Raw genomic sequence first — 20,486 nt, forward strand, 5'->3', positions numbered from 1 at the left:
AATCTCTCGAGTTTAAAACACCCATCATCTCTTTATTTATCTTTTAGGTAATGACAACTATACTCTAGCCCAGTGGATTCTCTGAACGTATTATGGCACAAACGATCGAAACAACGATTCAATTACATCCAATGGGTAACAGCCCCATGTTATCTCCTAAGACAGCCATTCTTCTCAGTGCATGTTTAGTCTTCGGCTTGCCTGCATGTAGTACATTACCCAAACAAGATGTCATTAAACCACAGTTTGCTTATGATATTGACACTGACAATACACATTTAGCGCAAATCATTGCCCCATTAAAAAAACAGAATCCCGATTTAACCGGTTACCACATTTTATATGATCCCCTAGATGCGATTGCTGCGCGTATCCATCTGATTGATATGGCAGAAAAAACCCTAGACTTACAATATTATATTTGGGATAACGATAAAATTGGAGCCTTAGCACTGTATAAAATCATTCAAGCAGCAAATCGCGGTGTAAAAGTTCGCCTGCTCATTGATGATAATAATGCTAAATCCATGGAAGCTGTTTATTTAGCATTAGATCAACATCCAAATATTGAAGTGAAACTGTTTAATCCTTATCGTTTTAGGCGTATTCGCCCAATTGATATGGTTCTGGATTTAAAACGCATCAATCGACGGATGCATAACAAAACATTTACAGCGGATAATCAAGTTGCATTGATTGGCGGCCGTAATATGAGTAATCAATATTATAACGTCAGCGACAATTATCAATTTTCTGATGTCGATGTCATGTTAGTCGGGCAAGCCGTTGATGATATTACGCATTCTTTTGATGAGTATTGGAATCATAGCTATGCTTATCCCGTCAGAAAAATTGTTAATGCACAGCAATACAACTTGCGTTATGAAAGTCTAAAGCAACAACTCACCCAACATTATGAAGAAATTACCGTTCAAAATTATTTAAATTTCAGCAATCGTTCCAATGACTTTGACAACTGGTTAAACCAGCATATCCAACTCGATTGGGTCAAAGCTGAAGTGATCAAAGATGCCCCAGATAAAGTAAAAGCGAAAGCGAAAAAAGAAGAACATCTTAATTTCCAAATGGTGAAACATTTAGAAATTCCAGACCACAGTGTCGACTTAATTTCTGCATATTTTGTTCCACAGAAAAAAGGCGAAGAAAAACTCAGTGAACTTGCGAAAGATGGTGTCCAAGTTCGAGTCTTAACCAACTCATTTAAAGCCAACGATGTCTCACTGGTGCACGCTTTTTATACCAAATATCGAATAGACTTGCTTAAAAATGGGGTTGAACTATATGAGTTCTTACCTGCACTTCCCGATGTAGATAATGAATCCAATCGCGAGCTTTCTAAAAAAGCCAAAGTCAGCTTGAAAGGTCTCAGTCGTTCCAGTTTACATGCCAAATTGATGGCGATTGATGAAAAACAGGTCTTTATTGGTTCATTTAACTTTGACCCAAGATCAGCCAATTTAAATACTGAAATTGGCGTGATTATCAATAGCCCACCATTGGCTATTTCTGTGCATAAAACCATGGATGCGAATTTAAAAAAGTATGCTTATAAATTAGTACTCAGCCCTGAACAAAAAATAACTTGGCAACATCAAACCCCTAAAGGTATTGTCACTTTAACCCAAGAACCGAAAATGAAATGGTGGCAAAAGGCTGGAGTGAAATTTATTTCATGGTTACCGATTGAAGGCTTTATGTGAAAGTAAAAGAATCAGTGCAATAGCCGAGTCTATGATACGACCCGACTCTTGCTCAATTTATTTATTGATGAACTAACACTTCACGTTGTAGATCGGCTAAACCTTGTTGCATTATTTCTTGGACATGCTGAGTCAGCGTTTCAACCGTATGCCCTTCAACAGAAATTGCGGGGAAAGTTTTTAAATGCGCCGTAACTTTCGGCATTTCTAATACCGCTTGAACATGCTCAGCAAAAGATATTTCGCCAATAAACGGGGCCACTGTATCCAACTCACCATTTTTATTGACATAACAAATCAAACAAACTTGTACTGGTTTCTGCGCTTCAATCGCTGCACCTAAAATACGACCATGTACTTTTTTCACCCGTGTACCATCTGTCGTGGTCGCTTCAGGAAAAAATAGGACAGGAATATCTTTCATTAAAAATGCTGTAATTTGTTCACGAATCCGAGCGGAATCTCCGGAACCGCGGTTAATAAAAAGTGTTCCTCCACCCTTCGCCAGTTTCCCAAAAATTGGCCAACGTTCTATCTCTGCCTTGGCGAGAAAAAAAACCCGTGCACCTGAACCGAGCACAGCAACATCTAACCAAGAGACATGATTACTCACCCAAAGTGCAGGCTGTCGTGGAATATCACCATGCACCCGTAAATCAATATTAAATACATCACATAACCGACGACAAAAATACTGGACATAACGCGTATTCAGTGGATTATTCGGGTCTTTATAAAGTTGGTGACGGAAAACTAAATAAAAACCTTCTGAAATCACGGTTGTCCCCGTGACCAACTTTTTACTATATAAAAAAAGTTTAGATACCGCATTTAACTTAGATCGAGCTTTCGGCTTTTCTGCATATTGTTCTTGAGTCATAGATGCTCACTAAATAGAGAATACTTATTCAAATATCATTTCCAACATTGTATACATTTACACAAAAAGTTGCATTGCTCATAAAAACAGAACAAATTAGCTAAACAATGACCATTTTATTCTTGCCCTACATTCTTTAATCTAAATCTTAGCCAGTAATACTTGTTCGGGTTCGTTAAGTTATGCAAACGCTCAAAATATTTAAACATGCCTATAAAATGAATCGAAGGCTTAAGTTCAGCACCATACTTGGTTACATTATTTTATATTGTGGTAGCTTAATTCTGGTGTCGAAAATATTTATTGCAATTCTTTAGCCCTGCTTTCGCACTAAACTCTCCGTTTACTTTAGAATGAAGAGATCAAGCCAATTAATAGAGTCTAAATATCTGTGGAATATTCTGAGCAACATCAAGGTAGTGAACGAGCTGTTTTAGTCAGTGTCTCTGTACAAATGCTAGAAGACCTTGATGAAGAAGAGTTTCGCCTATTGGCCAAATCTGCAGGTGCAGAAATTTTAGAACATATTCATGCTCAACGTATAAAGCCCGATCCCAAGTACTTTATTGGTTCAGGAAAAGTGGAAGAAATTGCTGAACAAGTCAAAGCATTAGAAGCGGATTTGGTCATTTTCGATCATGCACTAACGCCCTCTCAAGAGCGAAACTTAGAAAGAGTGATTCAATGTCGTGTCATTGATCGAACTCGATTGATCCTTGATATTTTTGCACAACGGGCACGAACGCACGAAGGAAAACTACAAGTTGAATTGGCACAATTAAACCATTTATCCTCCCGTCTTGTCGGTGGTGGCATTAATTTAGACAGTCAAAAAGGTGGTATTGGTTTACGTGGTCCAGGTGAAACCCAACTAGAAACCGACCGCCGCCTACTTCGTCTACGTATTGGTCAACTTAAAGATAAATTAGAAAAAGTCCGTCAAACTCGTATCCAAGGACGTGCTGCACGCCAAAAAGCAGCCATTCCAACGGTTTCACTGGTTGGATATACCAATGCAGGGAAATCCACGCTGTTTAATATTTTAGCAAACTCTGATGTCTATGCCGCAGATCAACTCTTTGCAACACTTGATCCAACACTACGTCGTTTAAATTGGGATGGTATTGGCGCTTTAGTGTTGGCAGACACTGTAGGCTTCGTACGTAATCTTGCACATGCTTTGGTTGAATCCTTTAAAGCTACACTTGAAGAAACGCTCGAAGCAACGTTACTGTTACATGTAATTGACTCAAGTAGCCCAGATATGTTGGAACAAATTGAGGCGGTAGAAAAAGTACTTAAAGAAATTGGTACAGATGTTCCCATATTACGGGTCTACAATAAAATTGACCAATCTGGTGAAGAAGCTAAAATTATTTATGCTCAGCCGCATATGCCCGAACGTGTATATGTATCAGCGCATTCTGGCTTAGGTTTAGATTTATTACGCCAAGCTGTACAAGAATGTTTAATGGGGCAAATTCAAAAATTTGATGTTGTACTTAAACCAGCTTATGGCAAATTACGTACCCAACTCTATGCATTAAATGTCATTCAGTCTGAAAATTTTGATGATGCTGGAAATTTACATTTAACCGTGATGATGGCGCCGCACAAACTTGAGCAACTCATTAAACAAGCCCACTTACCGATTGATGAAATACTTGGAATTAAAGCGGAACAATTCAAAAGACCTTTAGAAGAGTTTGAAATTAAACCAAATATCGGTTAAAAGATGAAAGATATAGTTTATTTATAAATCAGCAGACATGCATTATTTCAAAAATATTGATTGGCCAGCTTGGATTTTCACACTCGGACTGATTATCTTCTTTCGCGAAGTCTCAGTCCTGATTATGTCGCAATTCAATCATCCTGAATTAGGTAATTTAACGGGTTTATTAAGCTTATTATTGCTTCTGGTTCTATTACGAAAATTTAAAAAAATTCCATCGCGTCTTGTTGATACCAATAACAAACTCATGAAAGAAAGTGGTTTTGCTTTCTTACCGATTTGTGCTGGCTCATTACTCATGCTTGTGAGTATGGGCAAAGAAATTCCATTATTTTTATTGGTGATGTGCATCAGTACACTGATCCCATTGTGGGTTTATGCCAAAATGGCAAAGAAATGGTTATAGGAGATCATCATGTTTAGTATTCTCATTGGTTTCCTCATTACGCTCATTGCTTACCTAGCAGCAAAGCCAGTAAATAGAAAATTTCCTCAAGTGCCATTATTGGTCATTGCCATGTTTTTTGTTATTGGTCTTTTATTATTATTCAGAATTCCATATGAACAATATAATACTCAAATGAATGGCATTTTCAGCCATCTATTGGGTTATGTTACTGTCGCTCTAGCGATCCCACTTGCTGCAATGCGTTTTGATGATCTACCGATCAAATCTATGATTGGAATTTTGGTTTTCGCCAGTATAAGTGCCGTTGCTTTACCCATGAGCTTGGCTTATTTACTGCATATGTCTGAACCGACCATCATGGCATTTGCTACACGTGCTGTGACCACACCAATTGCGATTAATATCGCGACCTTATTGCACTCTCCTGTCACACTTGTGATTTTAATCGTGATTTTATCTGGTGTGATTGGTGCAGCATTTTCATCGATTATTTTAAGAAATATTCATGATGAGCGTGCATCAGGTTTAGCCTTAGGTCTTGCGGCACATGCGATTGGCACTGCCCAAGCATGGCAACGCGGTACTGTTGCTGGTCGTTATGCTGCATTTGGCATGGCAGTAAATGCCGTATTCACCGCTATTTGGTTACCGATGTTTGTCTTATTTATTAAATAATGTGACTTATTTCACCCTCCATATGATTGCATCGCATTTTTATTCATCCTAATATAGAGCTAATACTCTATTTAATTTAATAACGGGCGTTTAAAGAATGGGATCAAATAAATTACTATTAGCATGTCTATTTTCTACATTAAGTTGTGGGGCATTGGCACAAGACATCACAGGGCTTTGGAAAAATATTGATGACAAAACAGGTTCATCTAAAGCAATTCTCGAAATTCGTAAAGAATCAAATGGCAGTTATACCGGCAAAGTGATTAAAATTACACCTCGACCGGGCTACACTCCGAAAGATACATGTGTAGATTGCCCTGCACCCTATACCAACAAACCTATCTTAGGCTTGGACATTCTAAAAGGTCTACAATTCGTTAAAGATGATGAATACTCTGGCGGACGAATTATTGATCCATTAACTGGAAAAATTTACTCCATGAAAGCAAAAATCTCTCCTAATGGTAAACGTTTACAATTACGCGGCTATGTCGGTGTTTCTGCACTTGGACGTAGTCAAACTTGGATTCGTGATTAATATAGAGAATTTAACTATTTTATGCTGTTGCCATGAGCAGCTCATTAAAGAAGCTCTATTATTTTTACTGTCAGTATCTTATTGATCGTAATTCAATCCAAATATTATACATATGTATCATTATTTTACTGAAGCTAGACCACTTAACATTGTTACAATATTTAACAAATTTTAACCAGTTAATGCAATCTAGCTTCATCAAAAGGCGATTTTTCGCATAAAACCCAGCGCAAAACTCAGATTTCCCTTAAAATAATAACTTAGAAATGGAAAGCAATAATACAAAATGGATTATCTATATTTCCTTTTGGCTTATTGTATATTTAAGGGGAGATGATGATGAAAATGAATCTAAAATTATTCAGTACGTGTTTATTATTGGGACTTAGTAATTCTATATTTGCCCAAGATTTATCAGGCCTTTGGCAACAAATCGATGATAAATCTGGAGCACCCAAAGCGATTATTGAAATTCGTAAAGAAGCGAATAATACCTATTCTGGGAAAATTATTAAAATTACACCACGTGTAGGTTATACACCACGTGAAACATGCAACAAGTGCCCAGCTCCTTATACGAACCAACCTATATTAGGCATGGAGGTCGTTAAAGGCTTAAGATATGTAGAAGAAACCAATAGCTATGAACATGGCCAAATCATCGACCCTTTAGCAGGTAAGGTCTATAATGCAAAAATGAAACTGAGTTCAACAAACAAACGTTTAACCATGAGAGCTTATATGGGCGTTTCAGTTTTGGGACGTAGCCAAACGTGGATTCGACTTTAATCAACATTTAGTCTTAAATGAATGTAGATTCCATCGAGATACTAGCTCAAGCAAATGCTTGGGCTTTTTTATAATTTAATTATTTTTATAAAGTACGGCTCAAAAAACATCAAAATTAATAATAAAACCGTTTTTTAAATTCAACTTAATATATGACTTATTATTCCTGAATCGATGTAATCTCTAAAAATAAAGTTATGATAAAAAATAAAACACATATGTACTTTATTTAAAAGAACAAGGTAGAATATGCTGCAAATTCAAACGATAAAACTTTATATATAAAGTATTTTCATAACAACCATGGACAGGGAAGCTATTAAAAATCATGCGTATTTTGTACAAATCAATGAGTATTATCACTGCTATTTTCATCAGTAATTTTGCCTTCGCACAAGATATTACTGGTGTTTGGCGCTATATTGACGACCAAACGGGGGAAAATAAAGGACAAGTGCGAATTGAACAATCCACAGATGGAACTTATATTGGTAAAGTTCATAAAATAACACCGCGACAAGGTTATACACCGAAAGAAATTTGTACCAATTGCCCTGCTCCTTTTACCAATAAACCGATTTTAGGTATGCAGGTCATTTCTGGGCTAAAAACACAAGATCAAACCAACTATACAGATGGTCGTATTTTAGACCCAGTAAGTGGCAAAATTTATCGCTTAAAAGGACGTATAAGTCCAAATGGTAAAAAACTATTTTTCCGTGGATACATGGGGGTATCTGCACTGGGTCGTAGCCAAACGTGGATTCGTATAGAGTAAAAGGCTGTTATATAAGTGAATAAGAATCCCTTAAAAACTTATCTTATTTCGAATTAAAAAAGCCAGTCTCTAAATAGACTGGCTTTTTGTTCAATAATATTTTTATATAACTGGATTATTCACCCGAAATGACAGCTGATCTTCCAAACGATAGGCGATAAGTTGATTACCCCAAACACAACCACCATCTACATTCTGGATCTGTGGATTGATGGTTTTCCCTTGTAATGCAGCCCAATGACCAAAAAATAGTTGATGCGTTTGAGCCGCATTTGATACATATTCAAACCACGGCTGAAAACCTTCAGGCATTGGATCATCTAAGCTATCTTTAAAACTAAATTCAAGACGCCCATACTGATCGGTTAAACGCATACGGGTTAAGTAATTGGTAATGGTTCTTAAACGCTGATGACCCGTTAAATCATCTGACCAAAGATCAGGCTCAGTCCCGTACATATCTTTTAAGAAACCATCTAAAACTGCAAAATCCTCTGCGGCCAAAACAGCTTCTACTTCTTTTGCGAAACCAGCAGTTTGTGATGCAGTCCAAATACATGGAATACCGGCATGTGTCAAAATTGTATGTTCATTCGGAAATAAGCATAAAGGTTGCTTGCGTAACCAATCAATTAAATCATCGCTATCAATCGCATCAATGACATCTTGCGTATGATCTCGCTCTTTAACTTTCTTAATCCCACGAGCACAAGCCAAAAGGTTTAAATCATGGTTACCCAGTACGGTTGCTGCAACGCCCCGATCCACTAATTTTTTAATAAAACGAAGTGCGCCAATCGAGTTTTCACCGCGTGCGACTAAGTCTCCTGCAAACCAAATAAAATCCTGATCAGGATCAAATTGAATCTCTTTGAGTAAGGCTTTTAACGCTTCAAAACAGCCCTGCACATCACCGATCACATAGTTATATCGAACGTTTTGATGCCCCATTTAGCCCACCATTTGATCTGACAATGCGACAAACTGAACCAATGATAGCGTTTCAGGGCGTGCCATTGGATCAACTCCAGCATTCTCAAAACCATTTTCAACAAGCATCCCTTTTAAGCTATTACGCAAAGTTTTACGACGTTGTGTGAAAACATGCCCAACTAAACGCGCCAAGGCTTTTTCATTTTTTGCAACAATCGGTTTTTCAGCATAAGGAACCAAACGGAATACCGCACTGGTTACTTTTGGCGGTGGATTGAATGATCCTGGTGGTACTTCAAACAAAAAGGTAGGTTTACAAAAATACTGAATCATTACAGACAAGCGTCCATATTCTTTCGTATTCGGCGAAGCCGTAATCCGATCAACTACTTCTTTTTGCAGCATAAAATGCATATCTTTCACATTTCCACCGAACTGTAAAAGATGAAACAGTAATGGCGTTGAAATGTTATATGGCAAATTCCCCACTACGCGTAAAGGGCGACCTTCTTCAAATAACTCAGTGTAATCAAATCTTAAGGCATCGGCTTCAATGATGGTTAAGCGCTCAGGATACGGTACTCGACCGGGTAAGCCTGCAGCTAAATCACGATCTAGCTCAATCACCGTTAAAGCATCACATTCGCCAATTAATGGTGATGTTAGTGCCGCTAAACCCGGACCAATTTCAACAATATTTTCACCTTTACGTGGTGCAACAGAACGTACAATTTTGGCAATTACACGTTGGTCATGTAAGAAGTTTTGTCCAAAACGCTTACGCGTTTGATGCCCTTCATCTTTTGGGTTTAAGGCATTAATTTGATACATAAATGATTTCCAACGTGAATTAGTTACGAGCCAGATCAAGTGCTAAATCAACAGCAACATGCAAACTTGAACTTTTTGCGAGTCCTGTGCCTGCAAGGGAGAGCGCTGTGCCATGATCGACAGAGGTACGGATAAACGGTAAGCCTAAAGTAATATTAATAGCTTCACCAAATCCTTGAGATTTTAACACAGGTAGACCTTGATCATGATACATCGCTAAAACAGCATCCGCATTTTTTAAATGTTCAGGAGTAAATAAAGTATCGGCGGGTAGACTTAAACTCATATCAATACCTTGCGCTCGATACGTTTCAAGCACAGGATTAATCACTTCAATTTCTTCACGACCTAAATAACCGTCTTCACCTGCATGTGGATTTAACCCACAGACTAAAATATGCGGTTGCGCTATTTTAAATTTGGTTTTTAAGTCATGAATCAAAATATCAATCACTTGATGCAAACGTTCTTGCGTAATTGCATCAGGAACATCACGTAACGCCAAATGTGTGGTTGCCAATGCGACCCGTAAAGTTTTGGTGGCTAACATCATTACTACACGCTCTACACCTGCAAATTCTTGGTAATATTCGGTATGTCCACTGAAATGAATGCCTGCATCATTTATAATTGATTTTTGTACGGGTGCCGTTGCAACGCCCACACTTTTACCCTGCATGGCATAATCGGCTGAACGACGTAATTGTTCGAGTACATACGCTGAATTTTCAGAATTTAATTTTCCTAGAACAACTTCTGTCTTTAATGCAACATGCTCTACATAAAGCTGCCCCTGTAAGGACGTAACAGCCTGTTGCTTATATTCAATCAATTCAATTGTTTTATTTAGAATGTCAGCACGTTGCTTTAATAAGTTAATATCAGCCAAAACCACGATCGGGCGCTCATCAACACGTTCTGCTAAACTTAAACAAATATCTGGGCCAATTCCTGCAGGTTCACCACTCGTCACATATAAAGGAAGCATAATCAACTCTTAAACATAGCCGTACTTTCCATTATACACGTGCTTTGATTATTCATTTCCAATCCTAACTAAGAATGTAACAACTCAGACTCTGACCAATTTCGAATAAATAAAAAATTCCGATCAAACCACACGACTCTATCTAAACCATTTCCAGTTTTTTAGTGTATATCGCATAAGTTTTGGTCAGGGATAAAAATAATATTTCCAAGAACGTAAACCCTAAATAGAATTGAGGTGAGCTATGCATCTATTAAATAATAGTAAAATTTAAAAAACCTAAAAATCAGTAAGATTTCGCACAACCGTAATAATTTAAAAAATAAGGTAATTTATTCATTTCATATTTATCTATGATTATTTTCAATTTGATAGTCTATGAATAAGTTAATTTAATACATTAAACCAACCACCGACCTCATAAAAAAGCTTTTCATTATTGATTAATTCACATAAAATATCTCGCTTGAAATTCTATATTTTCATTGTGATTCGCCTGTCTTTCAGGTAGAATTCGGTCTCCTTTTGTTTGGACAGATTCCATAGTCCAAACCAACTATAATAGGTAGTGGTTTAATGAAAACTCTCAGCGCTAAGCCTGCTGAAGTTCAACATGACTGGTATGTTGTTGATGCTTCTGGCAAAACTTTAGGTCGCCTTGCGACTGAAATCGCTCGTCGTTTACGCGGTAAGCACAAAACTTCTTATACTCCTCACGTTGATACTGGCGATTATATCGTTGTAATCAATGCTGAAGAAATTACTGTGACTGGTAAAAAAGCTCAGGATAAGAAATACTATCGCCATACTGGTTTCCCTGGTGGTATCCGTGAGACTAACTTCGAGAAGTTAATTGCTCACAAACCTGAATCAGTTTTAGAAAAAGCTGTTAAAGGTATGTTACCAAAAGGTCCTCTTGGTTATGCAATGATCAAAAAAATGAAAGTGTACGCTGGTTCTGAGCATCCTCATACTGCTCAACAGCCACAAGTTTTGGACATCTAAGGGATAACAGCACATGGCTACTAACTATGGTACAGGTCGCCGTAAGACCGCAACTGCACGTGTTTTCTTGTCAGCTGGTACAGGCAAACTCGTAATTAACAATCATAGCATTGAGCAATATTTCGGTCGTGAAACTGCTCGTATGATCGTTCGTCAACCTTTAGAGCTTTTAGACGCTACTGAAAAATTTGACCTTTACATCACTGTTGCTGGTGGTGGTATCAGTGGTCAAGCAGGCGCTATTCGTCACGGTATTACTCGTGCGTTAATCGCTGCTGACGAATCTGTTAAACCTGCTCTTCGTCAAGCTGGTTTCGTTACTCGTGATGCTCGTGAAGTTGAACGTAAGAAACTTGGTTTACGTAAAGCACGTAAACGTCCTCAGTTCTCTAAACGTTAATTCGTTTACCGAATCGGACAAAAAGCCTTGGATTTTCCAAGGCTTTTTTATACCTAATAAAAACAACAATATTTTAAATTATGATCACAATCTAAATTTTGCTATATAAAAGCACACAAAAGTGATAGTTCACCCCTTACTTTTAGTCTTTCTGTCTCTAACAACAATGTCATCGTGATTTTATAGCTATTTTTTAGTATCCTACTCTATTCACTCTGTTAAGTTTTTGGTCTATGTCTATTGAAAATGCTCCAGTTCAAGGAATTACGCTTTATAGCCATACCGATGACTTTAGATCGCATTGGGTTCGATTACTGCTTGCCGAAAAACAAATTAAGTATCATCTAATTTTAGTTGAGGATGAAGACGAAGATTTAGCAAGTTTAAATCCTTATAACCAATTGCCCATGCTCATCGAAAATGAATTAAAATTATTTAACACTGCCATTATTTCTGAATATATTGATGATCGTTATCGTCAAAATAAACTCTATGCAGATGCCCCAGCACCACGTGCCGAACAACGTCAATATATCTGGCGTCTCGAACAAGACTGGTTAAAACTTGCAGATATTATGTTATGTCATCCCGACACGCTGAATGAGCAAGACAGGAAAAAAGCACAAAAGCAACTAAAAGAAACCTTGATTTCTTTAACCCCACTATTTCAGCACTATCCTTATTTTATGTCTGAAAGTTTTACCATTTTAGATTGCATGTTAGCCCCCATTTTTATACGGCTAGAGCAGATGGGGATTAACCTTCCCAAGCAACAATGTCGCCCAATCTTGCTGTATTGCCAACGTATTTTTAGTCGCCCAGCCTTTTTGAAGGCGATGACTTTTCAAGAAAAGAGTCGATATAGTGCGCTTTTACCCCATCCATAACTCGCAAATTAATAGAGTAATTTCTGATGTCTGAACAAGAATTGAATTTAACCCCTACTCGTCCATATCTAACTCGTGCAATTTATGAATGGATTTGCGATAACCACTTAACACCGCATTTACTGGTCGATGCTACACGTCCACATACGGATGTACCGACACAATTTGTACAAGATGGTCAAATTGTGTTAAATATTGTCCCGCATGCGGTGCATAGACTCAACATCAATAATGAAGCCATTACTTTCTCAGCACGTTTTGGTGGCGTATCTAAAGATATTTATATCCCAATAGATGCTGTGTTAGGTATTTATGCACGTGAAAATAGTCAAGGTATGTTCTTTGACCCAGAAGAATATTCTCATGTTAAAATAACTGAAGATGCTTTAAAATCAAACACTACAGAAACACAAAAATCTGATATCCCTAAGAAAAAACCAAGTTTAAGAATTTTAGAGTAAAAATAAGGAGAGTTATATGGCTTTTGATTTAGTACAATATTTTGCAGAGCAGATAAAGAGTCAAAAGCCTCAGCTCTTGAGCCAGTATGAAACGCAAGAAAAAAATGAATATATCAATGAAATCAATACACTTACCTTAGGTAAACTTATCAGTCTTTGGCGCAATGATGATCTTAAAACCTATCAAGAAATCCTTACTCAAGATCCATTATATATTCAAGAAATTGCAAGGCATCTAACGACTTCTGAGCATAACCAATCAAAATTAGGCAAAAGTGATTTGGAAAAAGCGTGTACAGATTTTTTAACATTTCAATTCGCAGAACTAAAACAATTGGATGAAACGGGTCATTACGGCAAAAATGGCATCTGTGAATTACTTCTGGGTCAAGTTGAGCATCTGTCTGGTCAAGCTAAAGATTGGGTTTGGCTAACCAATGATCTAAATGAACTAATTGGCTCTAAACCTGTCTCTCCAGAAGAGCTATCATTAGATGAGACGATGAAGGAGTTTAATCAAATGGTAAATAGTCATACTGTCAATGAAAAGCTAGACGATCATGTCACAATGCATACACCCGTCACAACCGAACCCACTTGGGCAAAAATACTTGAACCTATTGTTGCCTTCTTGGTTCTAACCATTTTATATTATGCACTTAAAGCTATTTTTGCATAAAATAAGTTACGGAGCGATCTTAAAGATCGCTTTTTATTGATCTAAAATCAAGTCTATTTAACCTTTAAATAGATTAAATATTTTTTTATTACAATTACAAAAAACAATAAATTAAGATAAATTCATCACATTATATATATTTAATATGATGGATTATTAACAATTACTTGTCCTAATATTAGATATATTAAACAGTCTTACTTATTTTTTTAAATTGACAATTAATCATATTGCTTTCATACAAAGCTTTCATATAATAAGAGTCATTACTTTACTGGATACAATAATTAAACCCTAGAGTAATTCATTCAATAATTGTAAAATAACAGAAGAGAAAAAAATATGGCTAAAATATCCCTCAACTCATTAACAAACATCGATGGTTTCTGTGCAGCCGCATTAGTCGACAGTGAAAGTGGTCTTGCATTAGCAACTGAAGGTGGTAAAGACATTAATTTAGAACTTGCTGCTGCTGGTAATACCGAGGTTGTACGTGCTAAACGGAAAGTAGCAAATGCTTTAAAACTCAACGACACGATAGAAGATATTTTAATCACTTTAGGTAAACAGTATCATATTATCCGTCCACTTGAAAAAAACCAAAATGTTTTCTTATACTTAGTATTAGATCGTTCAAAGTCAAATCTGGCAATGGCTCGCCATGAGCTAAAAAGTTTTGAAAATGATTTAACTTTTTCTTAATTTACCCCCTCATTATATCAAAAGATATAATGGGGAATTTCACATATTTAATAAGTGATATTATGAATAATCCTTGTATCAATATTGCAATCTCAGGAATTGGTTCAACAACGACCGAGGACCTTAAAATCCAACTTCGCCACCTGTTACCCCATGAAATTGGAATTAATTGGACAAGCATTTCTGACCAAAATCTAGACTGTTTATTTATTAATGAAATTTTTTATGATAATGACAATGTCCAGAATATAATTAATACTAAAAATATTCCTTATTTGAAAGTTTCTAAAAAAACTATTCATGAGGAGGATATACATCCCAATACGCTTTATCTTCCAATTTTAAATAATCAATTTTTACAAGATTGGATTAAAATAAATTTTCAGTTTGAGACTTCAGAATCTATTCAATCCAATGAGTCAAAATTTGAAAAACATTCAATCAAAGATATTAAATACTTTCAAAACCTGTATCTGGAAGATAATAGAAAACTACACTTTTATGACCAATTTGGCACCATTGCTATTATCGACCACAATATGCATTTCGCTTGGTTAGAGCCGACACGAACAGACTTTAAAACAGATGCAAGCATCCAATTTGAAGGTGCATCTACGGCTGACTTCATTAAAGTGTCACGCAAGCGCCAATATAACTTAGAGGACTGGTTATTTAATCTGATTTGGAATTCACCACAACTCTGTACCTATCCCAATGAAAATAGCTATTTCCGTATTCAATTTTGGCCGCAACCCTTAACTCCAGATCAAAAAACTATATTACAACTCTCCGCTTGTTTTATCCAAGGTGCAGAAATCTTAGCGGTCGCTAAGAAACTGGATATTCCAATTACCACAGTACAACATTTTATTGCAGCCAATTTAGCAATTCAAAATGTGAAACAAATTTCAGCCAAAGAAAGTAAATTTGGTCAACACGTTTTAGAAAACCAAGAGCAAAGTGCGCTTAAAAGTTTTTTTGGCAAACTAAAAAGCAGATTCGGTTTTTAATAAGAGTAAAGTATGATTATTCAACAATTTAAAATAGTATTTGCGGGCTCGATGGGCTCTGGTAAAACGGAAGCAATTAAATCACTTTCTGAAATTCCAGTCTTAGCTACCGAAGCGCTCAATACAGATGAACAGAGTCATAAAAAATTACAAACCACTGTCGGCATTGATTATGGTGAAGTGACTTTAGACGATGGTAATAAAATTGGGTTATACGGAACACCTGGACAAGAGCGCTTTAGCTTTATGTGGAGTGTCATCTGTAAAGGTGCGATTGGTATTATTATTCTAATTGATCACACCTTAACTAAGCCACTGGATGAACTTCGTTATTACATTGATACTTTTAAGCAATATGGTGAAAATATCACCATTGCAATTACACATATTGACGAAGACTTAAATAAATCAACTCATCAATATCGAGATTGGTTATTAGAACAAAATTTAAATCATCCCCTCTATTTTGTCGATGCTAGAAAAAAAGAAGATATCCTTTTATTATTAAAAACATTAATTACATCTTTTGAAATTAAGCACTTATAGGACATCAATATGATTAACATGGCAGAACATAGAACAGCACCTGAAAGCTTAATTACATATGCCAAAGCTCAAATTCATGATGTGATGCAGAATGTTAAAGGCGTCGAATTTATTATGCTCTGTTCAACGGATGGTTTTGAACTTGGTAGTGTACATAAACGCGACATCTACAATGCCAGTAAACTTGCTGCTGTAAGCAGTTCAATTTTAGCCATGGTCAGTGCATTTCTAGGCGAGATTCAGCTCAATGGCTGTCAAAGCATTACCCTAGATGCTGAAAATGGTAAAGCTGTTCTGACGGCGATCCCTGCTGAAAAACACCCTATGGTGATTGTAACTCTGGTTGTAAAAGATGTTCTACTCGGACAATTATTGTATGCCTTAAAAAGTGCAAGTCATGCCATCACCCATCATGCTCATTAAAAAATTAAATTAAAATAGTGCTCATTCTGTTAAATAGCCATCTAACATTTCTGTAAATGGCTATCAGAATTTAAAGACTAATATGCATAAGTACTTGACGCTTTTTCACTTGCTGCCCAACCTGTCCAATAATTTCCTCAATCACGCCATCAACATCAGCCTTGATTTGTTGCTGAATTTTCATGGCTTCTAAAATGAGTAAGGTTTGCCCTTTTACAACCACATCACCTTGGTTGACAAAAATATTGATTACAGCTCCATCCATCGGAGCGCGCATTTTCCCATCACCTTCGGCTTCGACAAGCTCAGGTGCCGCATAAGTAATATTTTCAATGCAAACATTACCGTTGACTGCATCTAAATACAGTTGATTGTTTCTTAATACATAATCAACTTTACGGCGTACCCCATCCATCATATAGGTCAGTTGCATATTGTCTTGCTGAACCAGTTCAATAGTTTGAGACTGTCCACAGCTTTCCACGGTAAGGCTATGCTGTTGTTGCTTAACCCAAATATCAATCTTTTGATCATCAATTTTAAGTTTCAATGGCAATTGAGGTGCAACACCGGTATTCCAAGCGGTTTGTTGAGATGAAGAGGTCAAGATTGCAGCTGCAATAGCTAGATGTTCTAAATCCAAACTTTGCTTATGCAAACTCGGGTCGGAATGAAAATGTTGTTGAATAAATGCAGTATTGGTATCGCCAGCAACAATAATGGGATGTCGAAGTAAATTCACCAAAAATTGCTTATTGCTATCAATACCTAAAAGCACACAGTCATCGACTGCACGTGCCAATAAACGAATCGCATCTTCACGAGTTTTACCATATGCAATGATTTTCGCGACCATTGGATCGTAGAATGGACTAATTTCACCTTGAGGCATCAAACCATGATCAATCCGCACATGCAGTAACTCCGCAGGCTGCCAACGTAGAACTTGACCCGTTTGTGGCAAAAAGTTTTGACGGGGATCTTCTGCATATAAACGAACTTCGATGGCATGACCATTCAAAGTCAGTTCAGATTGTTTAAGTGGTAAAACTTCACCATTTGCAACACGCAACTGCCATTCCACTAAGTCTAATCCTGTTACCATTTCCGTCACAGGATGCTCAACTTGTAAACGAGTATTCATTTCTAAAAAATAAAACTCACCAAATTGATCCAATAAAAATTCAACCGTTCCTGCGCCAATATAATCACAGGATTTTGCGGCTGCAACAGCGGCTTCACCCATTTTTTGGCGTAATTCTGGGGTCATCACTGGACAAGGTGCTTCTTCAACCACTTTTTGATGACGGCGTTGAATTGAACAGTCACGTTCAAACAGATAAACATGATTACCATGTAGATCGCCAAAGACCTGAATTTCGACATGCCGCGGTGCAATCACTGCTTTTTCAAGAATGAGTTCACCAGAACCAAAGGCATTTTCAGCTTCCGAGCGTGCTGTTTTTAAAGATTCCAGCAGTTCTGATGATTGCTCAACCAAACGCATCCCTCGTCCACCACCACCAGCAGATGCTTTGACCATGATTGGATAACCGATTATTTCTGCTTGTTTGGCTAAATATTCAATATTTTGCTGCTCTCCTTCATAACCAGGCACACAGGGCACACCCGCTTGAATCATGGCTATTTTAGATAAACGTTTACTGCCCATCAGCTCAATGGATGCCGCACTTGGCCCAATAAAAGTAATCCCATTTGCATAACAAGCTGCTGCAAAATCTGTATTTTCAGATAAAAAACCATAACCCGGATGGACAGCATCCGCACCCGTTTTTTTACAGGCTTCAATAATCTGAACAATAGACAAATAGGATTCTGAGACTTTTGATGCCCCAATATATACCGCTTCATCTGCAATATTCACATGTCGTGCATGACGGTCAGCATCTGAATAAACGGCTACAGTTGCATAGCCCATTGCTTTCGCAGTTTGTATCACTCGAACAGCAATTTCACCACGATTCGCAACTAAAATTTTTGAAAATGCCATTCTACTTTTCCTCATCCATCCAATTTGGATCACGTTTTTGTACAAATGCCAATGTACCTTCGATACCTTCTGAACTACTCACTGCATCTGCAAAATGTTGTGCTGCATCATCCAGTAATGTCTTTAAAGGTTCTGTTAAAGTCTGGTGCAATAATGCTTTGGTCACACGAGAAGCATGCGGTGCGGTACGTTTAATCTGTTTAATGACCAAACTTAAAGACAACTCTAACGCTGCTTCATGCTCAACGACTTCATGTATAACGCCATATTGCAAAGCGGCATGCCCATCAAAACGATTACCGAGCAGTGCTAAACGCCGAGCTTGAGTTAAACCGATACGTTTAACCACGAATGGGGCAATTTGTGCAGGGATGATGCCTAATCCTGTTTCAGGTAAGCCCAATTTTGCATTAGCAAGACTCAGCGCAACATCGGATACACAAACTAGTCCAAAACCGCCACCTAAAACAACACCTTCCAATACAGCAACTACCGTTTGTGGTGCTTGATCGACTTGTTCAAGCATGGCACCAAATTGACGATTAAAATCTACATAAGGCTGATTTGAGCCTATATTCATCGCTTCACCGCACAATTGAGACATATCTTTAATGTCACCACCTGCACAGAAATGACCACCTTTGCCACGAATGACAACAGCACGAATCGATTGATCATCCTGAATAGCCGTAAAAACCTGCTGAATCGCTTTCACCATAGCTAAACTCATGGCATTACGACTTTCAGGGCGGTTTAACCACAATCTTAAAATGCCATTTGATAATTCGAGCTGAATACTGTCATCTAGGTGTAAATCAGCAAGAGAATTTGAAAGTGTCATTGAAATACTCCTGCTTATTTTTGTTTTCTCGGTAAAATATCCATGAGTTTACAAATAATACCTAGCATGATTTCATCTGCACCCCCACCAATTGAACCTAGACGACCATCCCGATAAAGCTGAGAAGCTGGGTTATCCCACATAAAGCCATTACCGCCCCAATACTGCAAACAGCTATCTGCAACTTCACGGGTTAATCGCCCTGCTTTTAGTTTCGCCATAGAGGCCAATTCCGTAACATTTTCACCTGTAATATGTAAGTCGCAAGCGCGATAAGTCAATGCACGTAAAGCCTCCACTTCAGTTTTTAATTCTGCAAAACGGAAATGAACATATTGGTTATTAATCAGTGGTTGACCGAATGTGCTACGTTCTTTGGTATAGGCAATCGTTTGATTAATCACATGCTCAAGCCCACCAATCGCATTCGCAGCGGCCCACATCCGTTCCTCTTGGAATTGCAGCATTTGCATCATAAAGCCCATGCCTTCCGCACCGACTAAATTACGCTGTGGCACACGCACATTGTCAAAATACACTTCTGCTGTGGTGGTTGAACGCATCCCTAATTTATTTAAAGGCGCTGAAAAACTAATGCCTTTGGTTTTGGCAGGTACAATAATCATCGATTTATTAGAATGTGGCTTATCATCAGAGGTATTGGCCAATAAGCAGAAAAAGTCGGCTTGAAGTGAGTTAGTAATCCACATCTTACTACCGTTGATGATGTAATCATCTCCGTCTTTTTTCGCTGTGGTTTTTACAGCAGCAACATCAGAGCCAGCATGTACTTCAGACACTGCAATTGATGCCACATATTCCCCCGCAATCGCTGGTGTTAAAAACTCATCACGAAGCTCTTTACTGCCAAAGCGAGCTAATGCAGGTGTTGCCATATCTGTTTGTACGCCAATGGCTAAGGGTACACCCCCACATGCTGCACGCCCCAATTCTTCTGCAACCACCAAATTATAAGAATAATCTAGTCCCAAGCCGCCATTTTCTTCAGGTTTACAAATACCGAGTAAACCTAAATCAGCCATTTTTTTAAAGACTTGATGAATAGGAAATTGTCCTTTAGCCTCCCACTCTGGAATAAAAGGATTGAGTTCAGCTTCTACGAATTGACGTGTAGTACGGCGTAGTGCTTCATGTTCAGAGGTAAATTTCATTATTTTTCCTTAAATTTAATTTTTTGTTTTTAAATCTATGTTTTCTTTCCCGACTTAAGGGAAAGCAAT

The 20,486-nt window shown here is 37.5% G+C and carries 23 protein-coding genes; 16 read left to right on the forward strand and 7 right to left on the reverse strand.

Annotated elements, in window-relative coordinates:
• Positions 1-92: 92 nt before the first annotated feature.
• Positions 93-1,721 (forward strand): phospholipase D family protein, encoded by a 1,629-nt coding sequence (locus B9T28_RS13675; protein ID WP_086204536.1) that lies wholly within the window; start codon positions 93-95, stop codon positions 1,719-1,721.
• 61 nt (positions 1,722-1,782) lie between these two features.
• Here the strand turns inward: B9T28_RS13675 and B9T28_RS13680 are convergent, their stop codons facing one another.
• Positions 1,783-2,601, reverse strand: a complete 819-nt coding sequence (locus B9T28_RS13680) for a lysophospholipid acyltransferase family protein (RefSeq protein ID WP_086204537.1) — start codon at positions 2,599-2,601, stop codon at positions 1,783-1,785.
• Between the two features lie 391 nt (positions 2,602-2,992).
• Here B9T28_RS13680 and hflX point away from each other — a divergent pair, with 391 nt between their 5' ends.
• The 6 genes from hflX (at position 2,993) to B9T28_RS13710 (ending at position 7,528) form a co-directional block, all read left to right on the forward strand.
• Complete coding sequence (gene hflX / locus B9T28_RS13685; RefSeq protein ID WP_086204538.1) at positions 2,993-4,333, forward strand: ribosome rescue GTPase HflX; 1,341 nt, start codon at positions 2,993-2,995, stop codon at positions 4,331-4,333.
• A 37-nt stretch (positions 4,334-4,370) separates the two neighbouring features.
• Complete coding sequence (locus B9T28_RS13690; protein WP_086204539.1) at positions 4,371-4,742, forward strand: hypothetical protein; 372 nt, start codon at positions 4,371-4,373, stop codon at positions 4,740-4,742.
• Positions 4,743-4,751: 9 nt separating this feature from the next.
• Positions 4,752-5,420, forward strand: a complete 669-nt coding sequence (locus B9T28_RS13695; RefSeq protein WP_086204540.1) for an LrgB family protein — start codon at positions 4,752-4,754, stop codon at positions 5,418-5,420.
• Between the two features lie 97 nt (positions 5,421-5,517).
• A complete protein-coding gene (locus B9T28_RS13700; protein ID WP_086204541.1) occupies positions 5,518-5,961 on the forward strand; it encodes a DUF2147 domain-containing protein in 444 nt (147 codons plus the stop codon).
• A 339-nt stretch (positions 5,962-6,300) separates the two neighbouring features.
• Positions 6,301-6,750 carry a DUF2147 domain-containing protein gene (locus B9T28_RS13705; protein ID WP_086204566.1) on the forward strand — a complete coding sequence of 150 codons (450 nt, stop codon included), beginning with the start codon at positions 6,301-6,303 and terminating at the stop codon, positions 6,748-6,750.
• Between the two features lie 349 nt (positions 6,751-7,099).
• The gene (locus B9T28_RS13710) at positions 7,100-7,528 is read left to right on the forward strand and encodes a DUF2147 domain-containing protein (RefSeq protein WP_252053659.1); all 429 of its coding nucleotides are present in this window, start codon (positions 7,100-7,102) and stop codon (positions 7,526-7,528) included.
• A 102-nt stretch (positions 7,529-7,630) separates the two neighbouring features.
• Here B9T28_RS13710 and B9T28_RS13715 read toward each other — a convergent pair whose 3' ends face one another.
• The 3 genes from B9T28_RS13715 to pdxA are packed head-to-tail and all read right to left on the reverse strand — an operon-like array spanning position 7,631 to position 10,280.
• Positions 7,631-8,479: a symmetrical bis(5'-nucleosyl)-tetraphosphatase gene (locus B9T28_RS13715; protein WP_086204543.1), complete on the reverse strand. Its 849-nt coding sequence runs from the start codon at positions 8,477-8,479 to the stop codon at positions 7,631-7,633.
• Positions 8,480-9,292, reverse strand: a complete 813-nt coding sequence (gene rsmA, locus B9T28_RS13720; RefSeq protein ID WP_086204544.1) for a 16S rRNA (adenine(1518)-N(6)/adenine(1519)-N(6))-dimethyltransferase RsmA — start codon at positions 9,290-9,292, stop codon at positions 8,480-8,482. It lies immediately after the preceding gene.
• 19 nt (positions 9,293-9,311) lie between these two features.
• Positions 9,312-10,280: a 4-hydroxythreonine-4-phosphate dehydrogenase PdxA gene (gene pdxA, locus B9T28_RS13725; RefSeq protein ID WP_086204545.1), complete on the reverse strand. Its 969-nt coding sequence runs from the start codon at positions 10,278-10,280 to the stop codon at positions 9,312-9,314.
• A gap of 576 nt (positions 10,281-10,856) precedes the next feature.
• On the opposite strand from pdxA, the gene rplM reads away from it, so the two are divergent.
• The 9 genes from rplM to B9T28_RS13770 all read left to right on the forward strand — a co-directional run bounded on the left by rplM (position 10,857) and on the right by B9T28_RS13770 (position 16,393).
• Positions 10,857-11,285 (forward strand): 50S ribosomal protein L13, encoded by a 429-nt coding sequence (gene rplM, locus B9T28_RS13730; RefSeq protein ID WP_053579670.1) that lies wholly within the window; start codon positions 10,857-10,859, stop codon positions 11,283-11,285.
• 13 nt (positions 11,286-11,298) lie between these two features.
• Positions 11,299-11,685: a 30S ribosomal protein S9 gene (gene rpsI, locus B9T28_RS13735; protein ID WP_086204546.1), complete on the forward strand. Its 387-nt coding sequence runs from the start codon at positions 11,299-11,301 to the stop codon at positions 11,683-11,685.
• 233 nt (positions 11,686-11,918) lie between these two features.
• Positions 11,919-12,572, forward strand: coding sequence for a glutathione S-transferase N-terminal domain-containing protein (locus B9T28_RS13740; RefSeq protein WP_086204547.1), 654 nt, complete (start codon positions 11,919-11,921; stop codon positions 12,570-12,572).
• 26 nt (positions 12,573-12,598) lie between these two features.
• Complete coding sequence (locus tag B9T28_RS13745) at positions 12,599-13,033, forward strand: ClpXP protease specificity-enhancing factor (protein ID WP_086204548.1); 435 nt, start codon at positions 12,599-12,601, stop codon at positions 13,031-13,033.
• A 16-nt stretch (positions 13,034-13,049) separates the two neighbouring features.
• Positions 13,050-13,712, forward strand: coding sequence for a hypothetical protein (locus tag B9T28_RS13750; RefSeq protein WP_086204549.1), 663 nt, complete (start codon positions 13,050-13,052; stop codon positions 13,710-13,712).
• A 342-nt stretch (positions 13,713-14,054) separates the two neighbouring features.
• On the forward strand, positions 14,055-14,414 hold the full coding sequence (locus B9T28_RS13755) for a hypothetical protein (RefSeq protein ID WP_086204550.1): 360 nt from the start codon (positions 14,055-14,057) through the stop codon (positions 14,412-14,414).
• A gap of 62 nt (positions 14,415-14,476) precedes the next feature.
• A complete protein-coding gene (locus B9T28_RS13760; RefSeq protein ID WP_086204551.1) occupies positions 14,477-15,424 on the forward strand; it encodes a hypothetical protein in 948 nt (315 codons plus the stop codon).
• 12 nt (positions 15,425-15,436) lie between these two features.
• Positions 15,437-15,970, forward strand: coding sequence for a GTP-binding protein (locus tag B9T28_RS13765; protein ID WP_086204552.1), 534 nt, complete (start codon positions 15,437-15,439; stop codon positions 15,968-15,970).
• A 9-nt stretch (positions 15,971-15,979) separates the two neighbouring features.
• Positions 15,980-16,393, forward strand: coding sequence for a roadblock/LC7 domain-containing protein (locus B9T28_RS13770; protein ID WP_086204553.1), 414 nt, complete (start codon positions 15,980-15,982; stop codon positions 16,391-16,393).
• 70 nt (positions 16,394-16,463) lie between these two features.
• On the opposite strand, the gene B9T28_RS13775 is transcribed toward B9T28_RS13770, so the two are convergent.
• Genes B9T28_RS13775 through B9T28_RS13785 form a run of 3 tightly spaced genes read right to left on the reverse strand, consistent with a single transcriptional unit; the run spans position 16,464 to position 20,417 of the window.
• Entirely contained in the window at positions 16,464-18,404 is a 1,941-nt protein-coding gene (locus B9T28_RS13775) for an acetyl/propionyl/methylcrotonyl-CoA carboxylase subunit alpha (RefSeq protein ID WP_086204554.1), read from the reverse strand.
• A 1-nt stretch (position 18,405) separates the two neighbouring features.
• Entirely contained in the window at positions 18,406-19,245 is an 840-nt protein-coding gene (locus B9T28_RS13780; protein ID WP_086204555.1) for an enoyl-CoA hydratase/isomerase family protein, read from the reverse strand.
• 14 nt (positions 19,246-19,259) lie between these two features.
• Positions 19,260-20,417, reverse strand: a complete 1,158-nt coding sequence (locus B9T28_RS13785; RefSeq protein WP_086204556.1) for an acyl-CoA dehydrogenase family protein — start codon at positions 20,415-20,417, stop codon at positions 19,260-19,262.
• Between the last annotated feature and the right edge of the window lie 69 nt (positions 20,418-20,486).

Source organism: Acinetobacter silvestris (assembly GCF_002135235.1).
Lineage (GTDB): Bacteria > Pseudomonadota > Gammaproteobacteria > Pseudomonadales > Moraxellaceae > Acinetobacter > Acinetobacter silvestris.